Origin of the sequence: Paraburkholderia sp. Cy-641 (assembly GCF_011752945.1) — a bacterium.
Classification (GTDB): Bacteria; Pseudomonadota; Gammaproteobacteria; order Burkholderiales; family Burkholderiaceae; genus Paraburkholderia.
Map to the genome: position 1 here is coordinate 1 of NZ_VWWM01000022.1, position 14,757 is coordinate 14,757.

Here is a 14,757-nt window from a genome sequence, read left to right on the forward strand (position 1 = left end):
TGGGCGTGCCGACCGCGATGTTCACGCCGATCTTCGTGATCGCGCGCACGGCGGGCTGGAGCGCGCACATCATCGAGCAGCGCATCGACAACAAGATCATCCGGCCGAGCGCGAATTACACCGGCCCGGACGACCTGCCGTTCGTGCCGCTTGCGAAGCGCGTTTGAGGCCAGTCCCGGGCGGCCTGTGTCACGCGTGCCGCCCGGTATTGAGCGAAATAAGCCGCGAAGCACATGTCAAAGCACGCAGCAAAACACGCATCAAAACACCCGCAATTCAGCAACACGCCAGCAGCGAGCTAAACTACCTGCACTGTCCGGCCGGCCGCGCGCTCGACGCGCCGGCCGCAGCCGGACTTTCCCTCGGCGGCCGATAACTGTCCTGTCCCCTACGCCATGAATACTGCCAACCGCAAACGCCTTCCCGGCACCGAACTCGACTTCTTCGATACGCGTGCCGCGGTCGATGCGCTCGAACCCGGCGCTTACGACAAACTGCCGTACACGTCGCGCGTGCTTGCCGAAAATCTCGTGCGCCGCTGCGATCCGGCGACGCTCGCGGCATCGCTCAGGCAGATCATCGGCCGCAAGCGCGAACTCGATTTCCCATGGTTTCCGGCGCGCGTTGTCTGTCACGACATTCTCGGGCAGACCGCGCTCGTCGATCTCGCCGGCCTGCGCGATGCGATTGCGGCGCAAGGCGGCGACCCGTCGCTCGTCAATCCGGTCGTGCCGACGCAGCTCGTGGTCGATCACTCGCTGGCCGTCGAATGCGGCGGCTTCGATCCTGATGCGTTCGCGAAGAACCGCGCGATCGAAGACCGCCGCAACGAAGACCGCTTCGACTTTATCAACTGGACCAAGCGCGCGTTTCGCAACGTCGACGTGATTCCGCCCGGCAACGGCATCCTGCATCAGATCAACCTCGAACGCATGAGCCCGGTCGTGCAGGTGAAGGACGGCGTCGCGTTTCCCGATACGCTCGTCGGCACCGACTCGCATACGCCGATGGTCGATGCGCTCGGCGTGATCGCGATCGGCGTGGGCGGCCTCGAAGCGGAGAGCGTGATGCTTGGCCGCGCGTCGTATATGCGGCTGCCCGATATCGTCGGCGTGGAGTTGACGGGCAAGCCGGGCGAGGGCATCACCGCGACCGACGTGGTGCTGTCGCTGACCGAATTCCTGCGCAAGGAAAAAGTGGTCGGCGCCTACCTCGAGTTCTACGGCGAGGGCGCGGCGAACCTGACCCTGGGCGATCGCGCGACCATCGCGAACATGGCGCCCGAATTCGGCGCGACCGCCGCGATGTTCTATATCGACGAACAGACGATCAGGTATCTGAAGCTCACGGGCCGCGACGACGCGCTCGTTGCGCTCGTCGAAACCTATGCGAAGCAAACCGGCTTGTGGGCCGATACGCTCAGGCATGCCGAATACGAGCGCGTGCTGAAGTTCGATCTCTCGACGGTCGTGCGCACGCTCGCGGGCCCCTCGAATCCGCATCGCCGTTTGCCGGTGGCGGACCTCGCCGCGCGCGGCATCAGCGGCAAGGTCGAGAACGAGCCCGGCTTGATGCCGGACGGCGCGGTCATCATCGCCGCGATCACGAGCTGCACGAATACGAACAACCCGCGCAACATGATCGCGGCGGGTCTGCTCGCGCGCAACGCGAACCGTCGCGGACTCACGCGCAAGCCGTGGGCGAAGACCTCGCTCGCACCGGGCTCGAAGGCGGTCACGCTGTACCTCGAAGAGGCGGGGCTGCTGCCGGAACTCGAACAGCTCGGCTTCGGCGTGGTCGCCTATGCCTGCACGTCGTGCAACGGCATGTCCGGCGCGTTGGACCCGGCAATCCAGAAGGAAGTGATCGAGCGCGATCTGTATGCGACCGCCGTGCTGTCGGGCAACCGCAATTTCGACGGGCGCATTCATCCGTACGCGAAGCAGGCGTTTCTGGCCTCGCCGCCGCTCGTCGTCGCCTATGCGATTGCGGGCACGATCCGCTTCGACATCGAGAAGGACGTGCTCGGTATCGATGCCGATGGAAATGCAGTCACGCTGAAAGACATCTGGCCGTCGGATGCGGAGATCGATGCGATCGTCGCCGCGAGCGTGAAGCCCGAGCAATTCCGCAAGGTGTATGAACCGATGTTCGCGCTCGCTGCCGAGAGCGGCGAGCAGGCGAATCCGCTTTACGAGTGGCGCGAGACGAGCACCTATATTCGCCGTCCGCCGTATTGGGAAGGCGCGCTCGCGGGCGAGCGCACGCTCAGGGGCATGCGCGCACTGGCCGTACTCGGCGACAACATCACGACGGACCATCTTTCGCCGTCGAATGCGATTCTGCCGGACAGTGCGGCCGGCGAATACCTGACGAAAATGGGCCTGCCCGAAGAGGACTTCAATTCCTACGCGACGCATCGCGGCGATCATCTGACCGCGCAGCGCGCGACCTTCGCGAACCCGACGCTGAAGAACGAGATGGTGCTCGACAACGGCCAGGTGAAGGCCGGGTCGCTCGCGCGCATCGAACCCGAAGGCCAGGTCACGCGCATGTGGGAAGCGATCGAAACCTACATGGAGCGCAAGCAGCCGCTGATCGTGATCGCGGGCGCCGACTACGGCCAGGGCTCGTCGCGCGACTGGGCCGCGAAGGGCGTGCGTCTGGCCGGCACCGAAGCGATCGTCGCGGAAGGCTTCGAGCGGATTCACCGCACGAACCTCGTCGGCATGGGCGTGCTGCCGCTCGAATTCAAGCCCGGCGTGAACCGCCTGACGCTCGGCATCGACGGCACCGAAACCTTCGACGTGACCGGCGAGCGCAAGCCGCGCGCGGACCTCACGCTCGTGATTCATCGCAAGGACGGCGAACGTGTCGAAGTGCCCGTGACGTGCCGGCTCGATACGGCCGAGGAAGTGTCGATCTACGAAGCGGGCGGCGTGTTGCAGCGTTTCGCGCAGGACTTTCTCGAATCGACGCAAGCGGCGGCCCGATGATTTGATGGTTTGACGTCGCTGGGTTTTACGACCGGTACCGGCGGTTTGCGCCGCAAGCGTGATTGCGGCGAACACGAAGCAGAACAATGCGATGCGGCCCGACGATGCCGCATCGCCTCCCATCGAAGACGATTTCATCTCAGGACACTCTCATGGCCCACCTTCCCCAGATCAAGATTCCGGCCACCTATATGCGCGGCGGCACCAGCAAGGGCGTGTTTTTCCGCTTGCAGGACTTGCCCGAGGCCGCGCAACAGCCGGGCGCCGCGCGCGACGCGCTGCTGATGCGCGTGATCGGCAGCCCCGACCCGTACGGCAAGCAGATCGACGGCATGGGCGCCGCGACGTCGAGCACGAGCAAGACTGTGATCGTGGCGCGCAGCAGCCGGCCCGATCACGACGTCGACTATCTGTTCGGCCAGGTATCGATCGATAAGGCGTTCGTCGACTGGAGCGGCAATTGCGGCAATCTGTCGGCGGCGGTCGGGCCGTTCGCGATCGGCGCGGGTCTCGTCGAGGCGAGCCGCGTGCCGCGCGACGGCCTCGCGACCGTGCGCATCTGGCAGGCCAATATCGGCAAGACGATCGTCGCGCACGTGCCGATGACCGATGGCGCGGTGCAGGAAACCGGCGACTTCGAACTCGACGGCGTGACGTTCCCGGCCGCCGAAGTGCAGCTCGAATTCATGGACCCGGCCGCCGAGGAAGACGGCGCGGGCGGCGCGATGTTCCCGACCGGCAAGCTCGTCGACGATCTCGACGTGCCCGGCGTCGGCACGCTGAAGGCCACGATGATCAACGCGGGCATTCCGACGATCTTCCTCAACGCCGAGGACATCGGCTACAAGGGCACCGAGTTGCAGGACGCGATCAACAGCGACGAAAAGGCGCTCGCGATGTTCGAGACGATTCGCGCGCACGGCGCGCTGCGCATGGGCCTCATCAGGCATCTCGACGAGATCGCGACGCGCCAGCACACGCCGAAGGTCGCGTTCGTCGCGAAGCCGGCCAGCTATGTGGCGTCGAGCGGCAAGCCGGTCGAGGCGGGCGACGTCGATCTGCTGGTGCGCGCGCTGTCGATGGGCAAGCTGCATCACGCGATGATGGGCACGGCGGCCGTCGCGATCGGCACGGCCGCGGCGATTTCGGGCACGCTCGTCAATCTGGCCGCGGGCGGCGGCGAGCGCGAGTCGGTGCGCTTCGGGCATCCGTCGGGCACGCTGCGCGTGGGCGCGCAGGCGAGCCTCGAAAACGGCGAGTGGGTCGTGACGAAGGCGCTGATGAGCCGCAGCGCGCGCGTGCTGATGGAAGGCTGGGTGAGGGTGCCGCAGCAGGGCTGAGGCATCGCGCGCAACCGATGTCCATCAACGTCAGCGGCACCGAGGGCTATGCAGAGCGCGCGCCGGCGCTGCGCGAGCAATGGCGCGCGATTTCGTTTGCCGGGCAGCATGGCCCGATCCTGCATTTCATGCCGGACGCGCCCGCGAAAATCGTCGATATCGGTTGCGGCATCGGCACCGATGCGGCCGCGCTCGCGGCGCTCGGGCATGCGGTGGTCGCGGTCGAACCGGTCGATGAACTACGCGAGGCGGCGCGCGAGTTGCATCCATCGGCGCCGGTCGAATGGCTCGACGACAGCCTGCCCGATCTCGCCGTTCTGCTGGCGCGGCGCGGGACCTTCGATGCGGTGATGCTGACCGCCGTGTGGATGCACCTCGACGAAGAGCAGCGCCATCGCGCGATGCCTCGCATCGCGTCGTTGCTGCGCGCTGGCGGCGTGTCGATCATGTCGCTACGGCACGGGCCGGTGCCTGAGGGCCGCCGCATGTTCGACGTCACGCCGGAAGAAACGATTCGCCTCGCGAGCATGCAGGGCTTGCGGCTCGTGTGCGAGTTGCGGACCTCGTCGGTACAGCAGGCCAATCGCGATCGCGGCGTGACGTGGACCCGGCTCGTGTTCGAGAAGTCCGTTCCGCCGGGCCGGCCGTAGGTCCGTTCGCGCCGCTGCGCGGCAAAGCGAATCGGTCGCTCGTCTACAATGAGCAGCACGCTCGTGCGTGACCGGCCGATTGCGGCTGACGGCTTAAGGCTCACGGCACGCGCATCAGAATCGGGAGGCAGAGGAGACACGATGCAGGACAGGCTGGATGCGGCGGACGCCGGCAATCCCGAAGACGCGGCGCGTAGGGCCGCGCGCGCGAATCGCGCGGTTATCGTCATTGCGATTGCGCAACTGCTCGGCACTTCGCTGTGGTTCAGCGCGAACGGCGCGATGCGCGATTTGCAGGTCGCGTGGCAACTGAGCGCATCGGGCATCGGCTGGCTTACGAATGCGGTGCAGGCCGGCTTTATCGTCGGCACGCTGCTGTCCGCTACGACCGGACTCGCCGATCGCGTGTCGGCCAGCAAGGTGTTCGCCGTCTGCGGCGTGCTCGGCGCGACGCTGAATGCGCTGTTCGCGCTGTGCAGCGGCGGGCTCGCCTCGGCGCTCGCGTTCCGCTTCGGCGTGGGCGTCGCGCTTGCGGGCATCTATCCGCTCGGCATGAAACTGCTCGTCACGTGGGCTCCGCAGCGCGCCGCGCAGACGCTCGCGCTGCTCGTCGCGATGCTGACGCTCGGCACGGCCTCGGTGCATGCGATTCGCGCGTTGTTGTCGACGGTGCCGTGGCAAACGGTCGTGCTGACATCGTCGGTGCTCGCGGTGCTCGGCGCACTGCTGGTCGTTTCGCTCGGCGAAGGGCCGCACGCGCGACGCTCGGGCAATCGCCGCTTCGGTTTGTCGGCGGGCATCGGGCAGGTGGTGCGAATCGGCGAGTTTCGCGCTGCCGCGCTCGGCTATTTTGGCCACATGTGGGAGCTGTACGCGTTCTGGACGCTCACGCCGCTGCTCGTGCAACGGGCCTTCGCGACGGGGGGCGTGCTAGCGCCCGCGAGTACAGTGGCATGGTGGTCGTTTCTGATTATCGCCATCGGCGCGCTTGGTTGCCTCGCGGGCGGCAGGCTCAGCAAATCGGTAGGCAGCGCGCGCACGGCTGCACTCGCGCTGACGATATCGGGCACGCTGTGCGCGATCTATCCGCTGACGAGTTCGCTCGGCACCGCCGCGCAGCTTGCGCTGCTGCTCGTGTGGGGCATCAGCGTGATCGCCGATTCGCCGCAGTTTTCAGCGCTGTCGGTCAAGGCCTGTCCCGCCGACAAGATCGGCGGCGCGCTGACGTTGCAGAACAGCTTCGGCTTCTTTCTGTCGGCCTGCTCGATCTTGTGGTCGACGAGCGTTTATCACGCGCTCGACGTACACGTGGCCTGGCTGTTGCTGCCGGGTCCGATTGTCGGTTTGATCGCGATGACGCCGCTGTTGCGCAAGCGGCCGCGCTGGTGATTTTTCACGCGTGATCGAAGGGGCCGAGTGGAATGCTCGCGCATTCCGCTCGACACACAATGGCAGTCGTTCATGCGGTATTGAGCGGTTCGACTTCAATTCGACGGCGAAGCGCGCGCCTCGCCGTCGAATCTCACCGGCTCACTTGTCGCCGTGCTTGTCCTGCCAGCGTTTCATCAACGCGATTTCATCGTGCTGCGCCTTGATGATGTTGCGCGCGAGCCGCTTGATCTCCGGGTCCTTGCCGTATTTCAGTTCCGCTTGCGCCATCTCGATCGCGCCCTGGTGATGCGGGATCATATGCGCGACGAAGTCGCGGTCGGCGTCGCCCGTGTATTCGGGGGCGCTCATGTCGTGCATCATGCGCTCGTCGGCGGCCTTGAAGGCCTGCGTCGAATCGCCCGCGCCGGCGTGCTCCGAATCCTCCATCTCCATGCCGGGCATGCCCTGATGCTGCGCGTGAGCCGGCATGGCCGCCACCGCGAAGGCCAAACCGCTGAACAAACAGAGAGCGCGGAAAGCGCGAAGGTTTTTCATAGTGGTGTCCTGTTGATAGGGGGAAGCCTCGGTCACGCTGCTACTGCGATGCACACGTTGAATCGCTTAATCTGTTAATCAGCTTCGGTGCGAAGGATGAAAGCCCGCCGCCTCGATCGCATCGGCGAACCGTTGCGCGGGCAAGGCCGATGTGACTCTCGCGATTTTAACGGCCACGTCGATGTCGATTCTCGCCGTGGGATCGATGCGGTTCAGCGCATGCGCGACGGCTTTCGCACAGCCACCGCAGGCCATGTCGGGGATGACGAATTCCATTGACTCTCTCCGGTCAGCAATGATTTATGCATCGTGGACCTTCCCGCAGTGGCAAGGTCAAGCGCAATCTCATGCATCTGACATGCACCTGACATGAATGTGTGCATGGATGCCGACGCATAAAAACCGCTTGCGGTATTCTTTGACGAACTGCTCTCGCCAACGTGCCGATGCACGGATAAGGCCGGTATGCCCGATGCGGGCAACTGCTTCAGGTATTCAGGCACCTGGCATGCGCCGAGTGCTTGCAATGCTGCATGAAACGCCTGCGCAACTCACCAAGGAACGCAACATGAAAGCCGTCAGAATCGGTTCGCCCGCCACTGTCGATCATCTTCAGGTCGTCGATCTCGCCGATCCCGGTCAACCCGCCGCGGGACAGATTCGCGTGCGCATTCGCGCCAGCTCGCTGAATTTTCACGACTACGGCGTGGTGAGCGGCGTACTGCCCGCCGAAGCCGGGCGCATTCCGATGGCCGATGGCGCGGGCGTTGTCGAAGCGGTGGGCGAAGGCGTGCGCGAATTCAAGCTAGGCGATCACGTCGTGTCGTGCTTCTTTCCGCTGTGGGAAAACGGGCCCGCACCGATTGCCGATTTTTCGACAACCCCGGGCGATGGTGTCGACGGTTATGCGCGCGAGGCCGTCGTGCTGCCGAGCCATTACTTCACGCATGCGCCCGCCGGCTACAGTCACGCCGAGGCCGCGACGCTGACCACGGCCGGTTTGACCGCATGGCGCGCGCTCGTCGTCGATGGTCAGTTGAAGGCGGGCAGCACGGTGCTCGTGCTCGGCACCGGCGGCGTGTCGATCTTCGGCTTGCAACTGGCGAAGGCGATGGGCGCCTCGGTGATCGCGACGTCGTCGTCGGACGGGAAGCTCGCGAAGCTGCGCGAACTCGGCGCCGACCATACGATCAACTATCGCGAGAATCCCGAGTGGGGCAAGCAGGTGCGTCAACTGACCGGCGGGCGCGGTGTCGATCACGTGATCGAAGTGGGCGGCCCCGGCACGTTGCCGCAATCGATCACGGCTTGCCGGATCGGCGGCCATATCGCGCTGATCGGCGTGCTGACCGGCCGCGAAGGTCCGGTGCCGACCGCGCATCTGATGGCGCGGCAACAGCGTTTGCAAGGGCTGATCGTCGGCAGCCGCCACGATCAGATCGAGATGATTCGCGCGCTCGAAACGACGGGCATCAAGCCCGTGATCGATAGCACGTTCGAACTGGACAAGCTGGCCGATGCGTTCCGTCACGAAGCGTCGGGCGCGCACTTCGGCAAGATCTGCGTCGCGATCTGAGCGGTGCGCGGTGACGTGCCGCCTGGCGGTTCCGGTGCGGCTCGGGTCGCTTTTTTTCAGGCAAGCGCTGTTCATGCAGCCTGTTCAGGCGGCCTGTTTGAAGTCGTCCGTTTCAAGCGGCCTTTTCAGATGGCCTTTTTCACGCAGCCCTGGAGAGATCGGTGAAGCCGATGCGCGTCGCCTCGCAGGCTTGCGTGAAGGCCTCGTCGTAGCTCGTGAAAAACACCGTGCGGGTTTGGCCGAGCGTTCTGAACAGCTCGGCCAACACGCCACGCGCCGATGCATCGAGGCCGCCGGCCGGTTCGTCGGCGATCAGCACGCGCGTGTCGCCCAGCATGGCCGCGCTCAGAAACACCTTCTTGCGGCTGCCGTAGGACATCTGTTCGAAACGCTTGTCGAGATGAGGCGCGAGACCGAAGCGCCCGGCGAGCGCAAGCACCTCGTCGTCGAGCACGGTCTTTCTCGTCGACGCGACCTGCGCCAGATACGCGCGGCCCGTCTGCTCCGGCCAGCTCATGCTGTCCTCGGGCACATAGGTGAGCACGGCCTGCGCGGCGGCTCGCGCGCCGCGCAGCGAATGGCCGCCGAGCCATACGTCGCCGCTATCGGCTTCGAGCGCGCCGGCAAGAATGCCGAGCAGCGTCGACTTGCCGCTGCCGGACTCGTTGTTCAACGCGAAGCATCCGGACGACGCGTCGTAATGCAGCCCCTCGAAGAGGACGCGTTCGCCGTAGCGCTTGCTGAGGTTGTCGAATCGAAGCATGGGTTGAGGGCGGGAATGACGGATGCGCGCCAGTGTAGCAGCGCGCGCCGAGCGACCGATGCGCCTCGTGGTCCGCGCGTTGGCGCGATGGCAGCCCGGCGGAATGTTGTCGGTAGGCGAGGTGGGGCAAGCGAGGTGAGGCTGGCGGTATGGGGCAAGCGAGGGCGGCCAGCGCATCGGCAAAGCCCGGGGCAGGGTGAGGGAATACCCGGAAAGACCCGGAAAGCCGGAATTTTGCGTGTCGGCGGCCAATTTTGAGACACACGGTCAAGCCGTGCCGGAAACGTGCGTTATGGTCATACGATTAGATTGCAGATCGCTTTCAATTGAGCGATCGATGCGACGACTATCGACGGTCAGCAGGAAAGGTACGGGGTAGCGACGATGAACGGTACGAGTAGGCCGCGAGCCGCGCAGCGTGGCGGGCGGCGTCCGGCCAATCTGGCGGACAGCGAATGACGGCATCTCGAGAACATGATCGGCTACGTGACGCGCGAAGGCGCCACGCCGCCGAAGTTCGATCAGGGCTATTGGGAGCAGCGCATTGGCGCACTCGAAGAAACGCATGAACTGATTGCGAGTCAGCGCAGCCGTATCGCGAGATTGCGCGGCAGGCTGACGGTGGAGTCGAGCTTGGAGGCTTGAGCCGCCTGCGTGAAGAGTGAGTCGAAGCGGCACAGAGAAGCGGCACAGAGAAGCGGCGCAGCGAAGCAAGGCGCCCAATCCGGATGCGGTAGGACGGAGTTAGACGCGAGGACCCAGGTAAGTAAAGCGGCGAGGAACCGCCGATGCGGGCCGGCATCGGCGAAAAAAGCAGGACCTGAGAGAAAGTGGCGATGATGCGAACGGGCCCGCAGAGGCCCGTCGCTCATCGACCCGTTGGCGTTTTGTCCGCGACAGTGAGGACCATCCTCATGTTATGACCGGCGCCGCAAAGCGCGGCGCTAATCGCAGCGCCCAGTGCTCCCTTCCCCAGTTTTCAGTTTCCGTACGGATCGAAATCGAAATACCGGCGTGCGATCTGCGCATAGGTGCCGTCCTTGAGCATCGCTGCGATCGCATCGTTCATCTGCGCCTGCAACGCGGTTTCATCCTTGCGCAGGCCCATTCCCGTGCCGCGGTCGCCCATCGAGAGCGGACCGCCGACGAACGCGAAGCCGTTGCCCTGCGGCGTGCGCAGGAAGCCATAATCGGCTTCGACATAGCCGAGCAGCGCCGCGTCGAGGCGCCCGTTGAGCAGGTCGGCGAACACTTCTTCCTGGCTCTTGTAGGGGACGACGTTCGCGCCGGCCGGCGCCCAGTTCGCGAGCGCATAGCTTTCGAACTGCGTGCCCGACTGCACCCCGATCGACTTGCCGGCCAGCGACTGACCGGTGGTGCCGAACGTGGCGCCCTTGCGCGCGACGAGCCGCGACTTGAACTGGTACAGCTTGGATGTGAAGAGAATCTGTTGCTCGCGTTTTGCCGTGATCGCCATCGAAGACATGATCGCGTCGATCTTGCGCGCCTGCAGTGCCGGAATCATGCCGGAGAACTCCAGTTCGACCCACTGGCAATGCGCGTGAATGCGGCGGCAGATTTCGTTGCCGAGGTCCACGTCGAAGCCCTTGAGCGAGCCGTCGGGCGCCTTGGCGTCCATGGGCGGATAGGTCGGATCGATGCCGAGGCGCACGGTGTCGCCCTCGCGCGCGAAGGCGCTGCTGCTGAAAGCCAATGCGATGGAAAGCAGAATCGACGGTATTTTTTTCATATCGGATGGTCGGGAAAAATGGGGTGTCTCCGGTCCAGCCGATAGTAGGATGCCTTTATGTGGGGGAATAGCTCGTATTGGCCTATCGCGATCACTTTTACCGATCAGAGTGCCTGGCGGAAAAAAAGCTCGCGGCATGAGCGAGCCCGGGAGTGGCGATGAATCGCGTCATGCGTGCTTCAGGGCAGTTTCGCCATGAAGCGGTCGTAGAGCGAGGGCGGAAGTTTTATCGTGCCGAGATTGTCGTTCTCCGGGTATTGCAGCGAGTCCTGTTCCCAGTAGAGCCTGACCGGGTCGTCCGATAGATCGACGTAGGTTCGCTCGGCAAGGAGTCGTGAGCCATTCCGGTCATAGACTCTGATCATTCTTTTTTCACCCGCATAACAACTGCGCACTACGTAGCTTTTATCAGGCGACCGTTCAACGGTGCAATCGATCGGCCGGATAAACGGCGGGTTCGTATGTCCTGCCCATCACTCCAGAGACGGCCTGTTGCGCTCACGGCGACGACGCTGATGAGCGTGCGTCGTGTCGATACGCGGAGCATTTGCTTCGCACGCTGCATACGGTCGTTCTGGCCTGAAAAGATGAAGCACAAGGCGCGGAACGTTGAAATCACCACGATGATGGCGACGATGCAGACGGCAAGCAGAAAGAATGTGGAGAGGCCAAAAGACCCCGCATAGCGGCTCATTGCCCGCCGACCAACGCCTGCAAAACCCCCGATTTCCAGATCATCTGCGCGGCGGCGACCAGCACGAATAGCAGCACCAGCACACGAAACACCGCCGGCGGCAGGCGGTCGCGCAACGGCCGCACGAGCAGGATGCCCGCGATCACGGGCACGCTCGCGCACACCGAAATCGCCAGATCGCTCCAGCTTGCATGCGCGCCACCGCTGAACGCGGCGACGAGCGTGATGATCGACACCACGAGGATGATCGCGATCTGCTTCGTGAACGCCTTGCCGGTCGCGCCCGTCGCGATCAGGTACATCGCGAGCAACGGCCCGGGCACCGACGCGATGCTCTCCATCAACGCCGCGCCAAAGCCGAGCGCGAGCCCCGCAGGCTTCGCCCATGCCGGTGACAACGTAAGCCGCGGCGCCGCGAGCAGCAGCACGGCCGCGATCATCAGCAAGGCGCCGGCCGCCGCTTGCGCGCGATGCGGCGCAAGCGAGATCAGCACCATCACGCCGACCAGATTGCCGATGACCGTGCCGATCAGCGGTGCGGCGATGCGCTTCATCGTCGGCAGCAGTTCGCCGCCTTCGAGCGCCTGCGGAATATTGCCGAGGATGATCGGCATCGACAGCAGCAGCACGGCCGCCTTGATCGGCAGGAAGTGGCTCAGGATCGGCATCGCGACGAGCGGCACGCCGATGCTGACCACGCCCTTGACCATGCCGCCGATCAACAGCGCGGCGACGATGCCGATGAGCGCATAGAGATCGAGCGTTTGCAGGCTTGAGCCCAGTATGCCGCTGGCGAGGTCGAAATGAGGCATGGTGGCAATCCGTGAATGAGGCGCGCGAATCGGCAGAGCGATGTCGCGCGTGGTCTGCTGGTATCGTGTGGCCGCCTCGGTTGCGCGTCTCGCGCGGAGCGGGAAGCGGCCGGTGAGTGAGGGCGAATGATACCGTGCCTGAGGAGAGGACCGATAACGCCTGCCCACGGCACCATGCGCCGGTTTCTTCGGGAGCGCTTCATGGCTCGATTCCGATGGTTCGGCAAACCGGAACGGCGCGGCGGTCAGCGATCGACTTGCCTCGAACCCGCTTGTCGACCACGCATGCGCAGCGGGGCAACCGGCCATCGCTTCGTCCACCTGCTCTGCACGCTTTCGCACTTTCCATTACATTGCGGAAGCGGCGACGCGCTCGCGTCGTTTCTTCCACTCAGTTATCGGTGTCGGCCATCAACGAATCCATGCAGCCAATCGTCTCCGTCACGAATCTGTCGAAAACCTATGCCAGTGGTTTTCAGGCACTGAAGAACATCAATCTGGCGATCAACCGTGGTGAAATCTTCGCCTTGCTCGGACCGAACGGCGCGGGCAAGACCACGCTCATCAGCATCATTTGCGGCATCGTCAATGCGAGCGAAGGCCGCGTGACGGTCGACGGCCGCGACATCGGCGCCGACTATCGCGCGGCCCGCTCGCTGATCGGCCTCGTGCCGCAGGAGCTGACCACCGACTCGTTCGAAACCGTCTGGGCCACCGTCTCGTTCAGCCGCGGTCTGTTCGGCAAGCCGAAGAACCCGGCCTACATCGAGAAAGTGTTGCGCGACCTGTCGCTATGGGAGAAGCGCAACAACAAGATCATGACGCTCTCGGGCGGCATGAAGCGCCGCGTGCTGATCGCAAAAGCGTTGTCGCACGAACCGCGCGTGCTGTTTCTCGACGAGCCGACCGCCGGCGTCGACGTCGAACTGCGGCGCGACATGTGGAAGCTCGTGCGCTCGCTCACGGGCAGCGGCGTGACGATCATTCTCACCACGCACTACATCGACGAGGCCGAGGAGATGGCCGACCGCATCGGCGTCATCAACGCGGGCGAGATCATGCTCGTCGAAGAGAAGACCGAGTTGATGCGCAAGCTTGGCAAGAAGCAGTTGACGCTGCAACTGGAGAGCCCGCTCGACGCGGTGCCGGGCTCGCTCGCGGGTTACACGCTCGCGCTCGCGAAGGGCGGCAACGAGTTGATCTACACCTATGAAGGCGAGGGCGGGCGTACCGACATCATCGCGCTACTCAAATCGCTCGACGATTCGGGCATCCGCTTCAAGGACCTGCACACCACGCAGAGTTCGCTCGAAGACATTTTCGTCAATCTGCTGCGGGGGGATCAATGAACATCTACGCAATGCGCGCGATCTACAAGTTCGAAATGGCGCGCACGTGGCGCACGCTGATGCAAAGCATCATCGCGCCGGTCATTTCCACGTCGCTGTATTTCGTCGTGTTCGGCTCGGCGATCGGTTCGCGCATCAAGGAAGTGGACGGCATCAGTTATGGCGCGTTCATCGTGCCGGGGCTCATCATGCTGTCGTTGCTGTCGCAGAGCATCGCGAACGCGTCGTTCGGGATTTACTTTCCGCGCTTCACGGGCACGATCTACGAACTATTGTCGGCGCCGGTGTCGTATCTCGAGATTGTCGTGAGCTATGTTGGCGCGGCGGCCAGCAAGTCGATCCTGCTCGGCCTCATCATTCTCGCGACGGCGGGATTCTTCGTGCCGTTGCAGATCATGCATCCGTTCTGGATGGTGCTGTTTCTCGTGCTGACCGCGGTCACGTTCAGTCTGCTCGGCTTCATCATCGGCATCTGGGCGGACGGCTTCGAGAAGCTGCAACTGGTGCCGCTTCTGATCGTCACGCCGCTCACGTTTCTCGGCGGCAGCTTCTACTCGGTGAACATGCTGCCGCCGTTCTGGCGCGGCGTGACGCTGTTCAATCCGATCGTCTATCTGGTGAGCGGCTTTCGCTGGAGCTTCTTCGAGCTCGGCGACGTCGATGTGGGCCTGAGCCTCGGCATGACGCTGCTGTTTCTCGCGGTGTTTCTCGTGATCGTCGGCTGGATCTTCAGGACGGGTTACCGGCTCAAGAGCTGACGACGTCGGCCGGGGCGCGCCGCTTCGCGATGCGACAACCTTCGCGGGGCGGCGCGTTGCCGTGTGGCCGCAACCGGTCGAACCGGACAGGTCTAACTGGCCTGACCAGTGCGTGGGCAACTGTATCTGTCGAAATCCCGTAT

At 64.2% G+C, this 14,757-nt stretch carries 16 protein-coding genes; 9 read left to right on the plus strand and 7 right to left on the minus strand.

Going from position 1 to position 14,757, the window contains the following annotated elements:
* The 5 genes from F3J20_RS14120 to F3J20_RS14140 all read left to right on the plus strand — a co-directional run.
* On the plus strand, positions 1-167 hold a 167-nt coding region (locus F3J20_RS14120), incomplete at its 5' end, for a citrate/2-methylcitrate synthase (RefSeq protein ID WP_275691459.1).
* A gap of 228 nt (positions 168-395) precedes the next feature.
* Complete coding sequence (gene acnD, locus F3J20_RS14125; protein WP_167283652.1) at positions 396-2,996, plus strand: Fe/S-dependent 2-methylisocitrate dehydratase AcnD; 2,601 nt, start codon at positions 396-398, stop codon at positions 2,994-2,996.
* Between the two features lie 152 nt (positions 2,997-3,148).
* Positions 3,149-4,336, plus strand: a complete 1,188-nt coding sequence (gene prpF / locus F3J20_RS14130; protein WP_167283653.1) for a 2-methylaconitate cis-trans isomerase PrpF — start codon at positions 3,149-3,151, stop codon at positions 4,334-4,336.
* A gap of 17 nt (positions 4,337-4,353) precedes the next feature.
* Positions 4,354-4,986 (plus strand): class I SAM-dependent methyltransferase, encoded by a 633-nt coding sequence (locus F3J20_RS14135; RefSeq protein WP_167283654.1) that lies wholly within the window; start codon positions 4,354-4,356, stop codon positions 4,984-4,986.
* A gap of 141 nt (positions 4,987-5,127) precedes the next feature.
* On the plus strand, positions 5,128-6,375 hold the full coding sequence (locus tag F3J20_RS14140) for an MFS transporter (RefSeq protein ID WP_167039603.1): 1,248 nt from the start codon (positions 5,128-5,130) through the stop codon (positions 6,373-6,375).
* Between the two features lie 141 nt (positions 6,376-6,516).
* Here the strand turns inward: F3J20_RS14140 and F3J20_RS14145 are convergent, their stop codons facing one another.
* Both F3J20_RS14145 and F3J20_RS14150 read right to left on the minus strand, forming a co-directional pair.
* On the minus strand, positions 6,517-6,912 hold the full coding sequence (locus tag F3J20_RS14145) for a DUF305 domain-containing protein (RefSeq protein ID WP_167039605.1): 396 nt from the start codon (positions 6,910-6,912) through the stop codon (positions 6,517-6,519).
* 78 nt (positions 6,913-6,990) lie between these two features.
* Positions 6,991-7,188 carry a heavy-metal-associated domain-containing protein gene (locus F3J20_RS14150; protein ID WP_167283655.1) on the minus strand — a complete coding sequence of 66 codons (198 nt, stop codon included), beginning with the start codon at positions 7,186-7,188 and terminating at the stop codon, positions 6,991-6,993.
* A 292-nt stretch (positions 7,189-7,480) separates the two neighbouring features.
* Here F3J20_RS14150 and F3J20_RS14155 point away from each other — a divergent pair, with 292 nt between their 5' ends.
* Complete coding sequence (locus F3J20_RS14155; protein WP_167283656.1) at positions 7,481-8,488, plus strand: NAD(P)-dependent alcohol dehydrogenase; 1,008 nt, start codon at positions 7,481-7,483, stop codon at positions 8,486-8,488.
* A gap of 139 nt (positions 8,489-8,627) precedes the next feature.
* Here F3J20_RS14155 and F3J20_RS14160 read toward each other — a convergent pair whose 3' ends face one another.
* Positions 8,628-9,251 (minus strand): ATP-binding cassette domain-containing protein, encoded by a 624-nt coding sequence (locus tag F3J20_RS14160; RefSeq protein ID WP_167283657.1) that lies wholly within the window; start codon positions 9,249-9,251, stop codon positions 8,628-8,630.
* A gap of 474 nt (positions 9,252-9,725) precedes the next feature.
* Here F3J20_RS14160 and F3J20_RS14165 point away from each other — a divergent pair, with 474 nt between their 5' ends.
* The gene (locus tag F3J20_RS14165; RefSeq protein ID WP_240162798.1) at positions 9,726-9,896 is read left to right on the plus strand and encodes a hypothetical protein; all 171 of its coding nucleotides are present in this window, start codon (positions 9,726-9,728) and stop codon (positions 9,894-9,896) included.
* Positions 9,897-10,230: 334 nt separating this feature from the next.
* Here F3J20_RS14165 and F3J20_RS14170 read toward each other — a convergent pair whose 3' ends face one another.
* From F3J20_RS14170 to F3J20_RS14185, 4 genes are all read right to left on the minus strand, one after another.
* Positions 10,231-11,001, minus strand: coding sequence for a transporter substrate-binding domain-containing protein (locus tag F3J20_RS14170; protein WP_167039613.1), 771 nt, complete (start codon positions 10,999-11,001; stop codon positions 10,231-10,233).
* 179 nt (positions 11,002-11,180) lie between these two features.
* The gene (locus F3J20_RS14175) at positions 11,181-11,366 is read right to left on the minus strand and encodes a hypothetical protein (RefSeq protein ID WP_167283658.1); all 186 of its coding nucleotides are present in this window, start codon (positions 11,364-11,366) and stop codon (positions 11,181-11,183) included.
* Between the two features lie 29 nt (positions 11,367-11,395).
* Positions 11,396-11,695 carry a hypothetical protein gene (locus F3J20_RS14180; RefSeq protein ID WP_167283659.1) on the minus strand — a complete coding sequence of 100 codons (300 nt, stop codon included), beginning with the start codon at positions 11,693-11,695 and terminating at the stop codon, positions 11,396-11,398.
* Entirely contained in the window at positions 11,692-12,507 is an 816-nt protein-coding gene (locus tag F3J20_RS14185; RefSeq protein ID WP_167039617.1) for a sulfite exporter TauE/SafE family protein, read from the minus strand. The genes F3J20_RS14180 and F3J20_RS14185 overlap by 4 nt, the downstream gene beginning before the upstream one ends.
* 422 nt (positions 12,508-12,929) lie before the next feature.
* Between F3J20_RS14185 and F3J20_RS14190 the strand changes: the two genes are divergently transcribed.
* Positions 12,930-13,856, plus strand: coding sequence for an ABC transporter ATP-binding protein (locus F3J20_RS14190; RefSeq protein WP_167039619.1), 927 nt, complete (start codon positions 12,930-12,932; stop codon positions 13,854-13,856).
* Positions 13,853-14,614 carry an ABC transporter permease gene (locus tag F3J20_RS14195; protein WP_167039621.1) on the plus strand — a complete coding sequence of 254 codons (762 nt, stop codon included), beginning with the start codon at positions 13,853-13,855 and terminating at the stop codon, positions 14,612-14,614. Before F3J20_RS14190 ends, F3J20_RS14195 begins: the two co-directional genes overlap by 4 nt.
* The last annotated feature ends 143 nt before the right edge of the window (positions 14,615-14,757 follow it).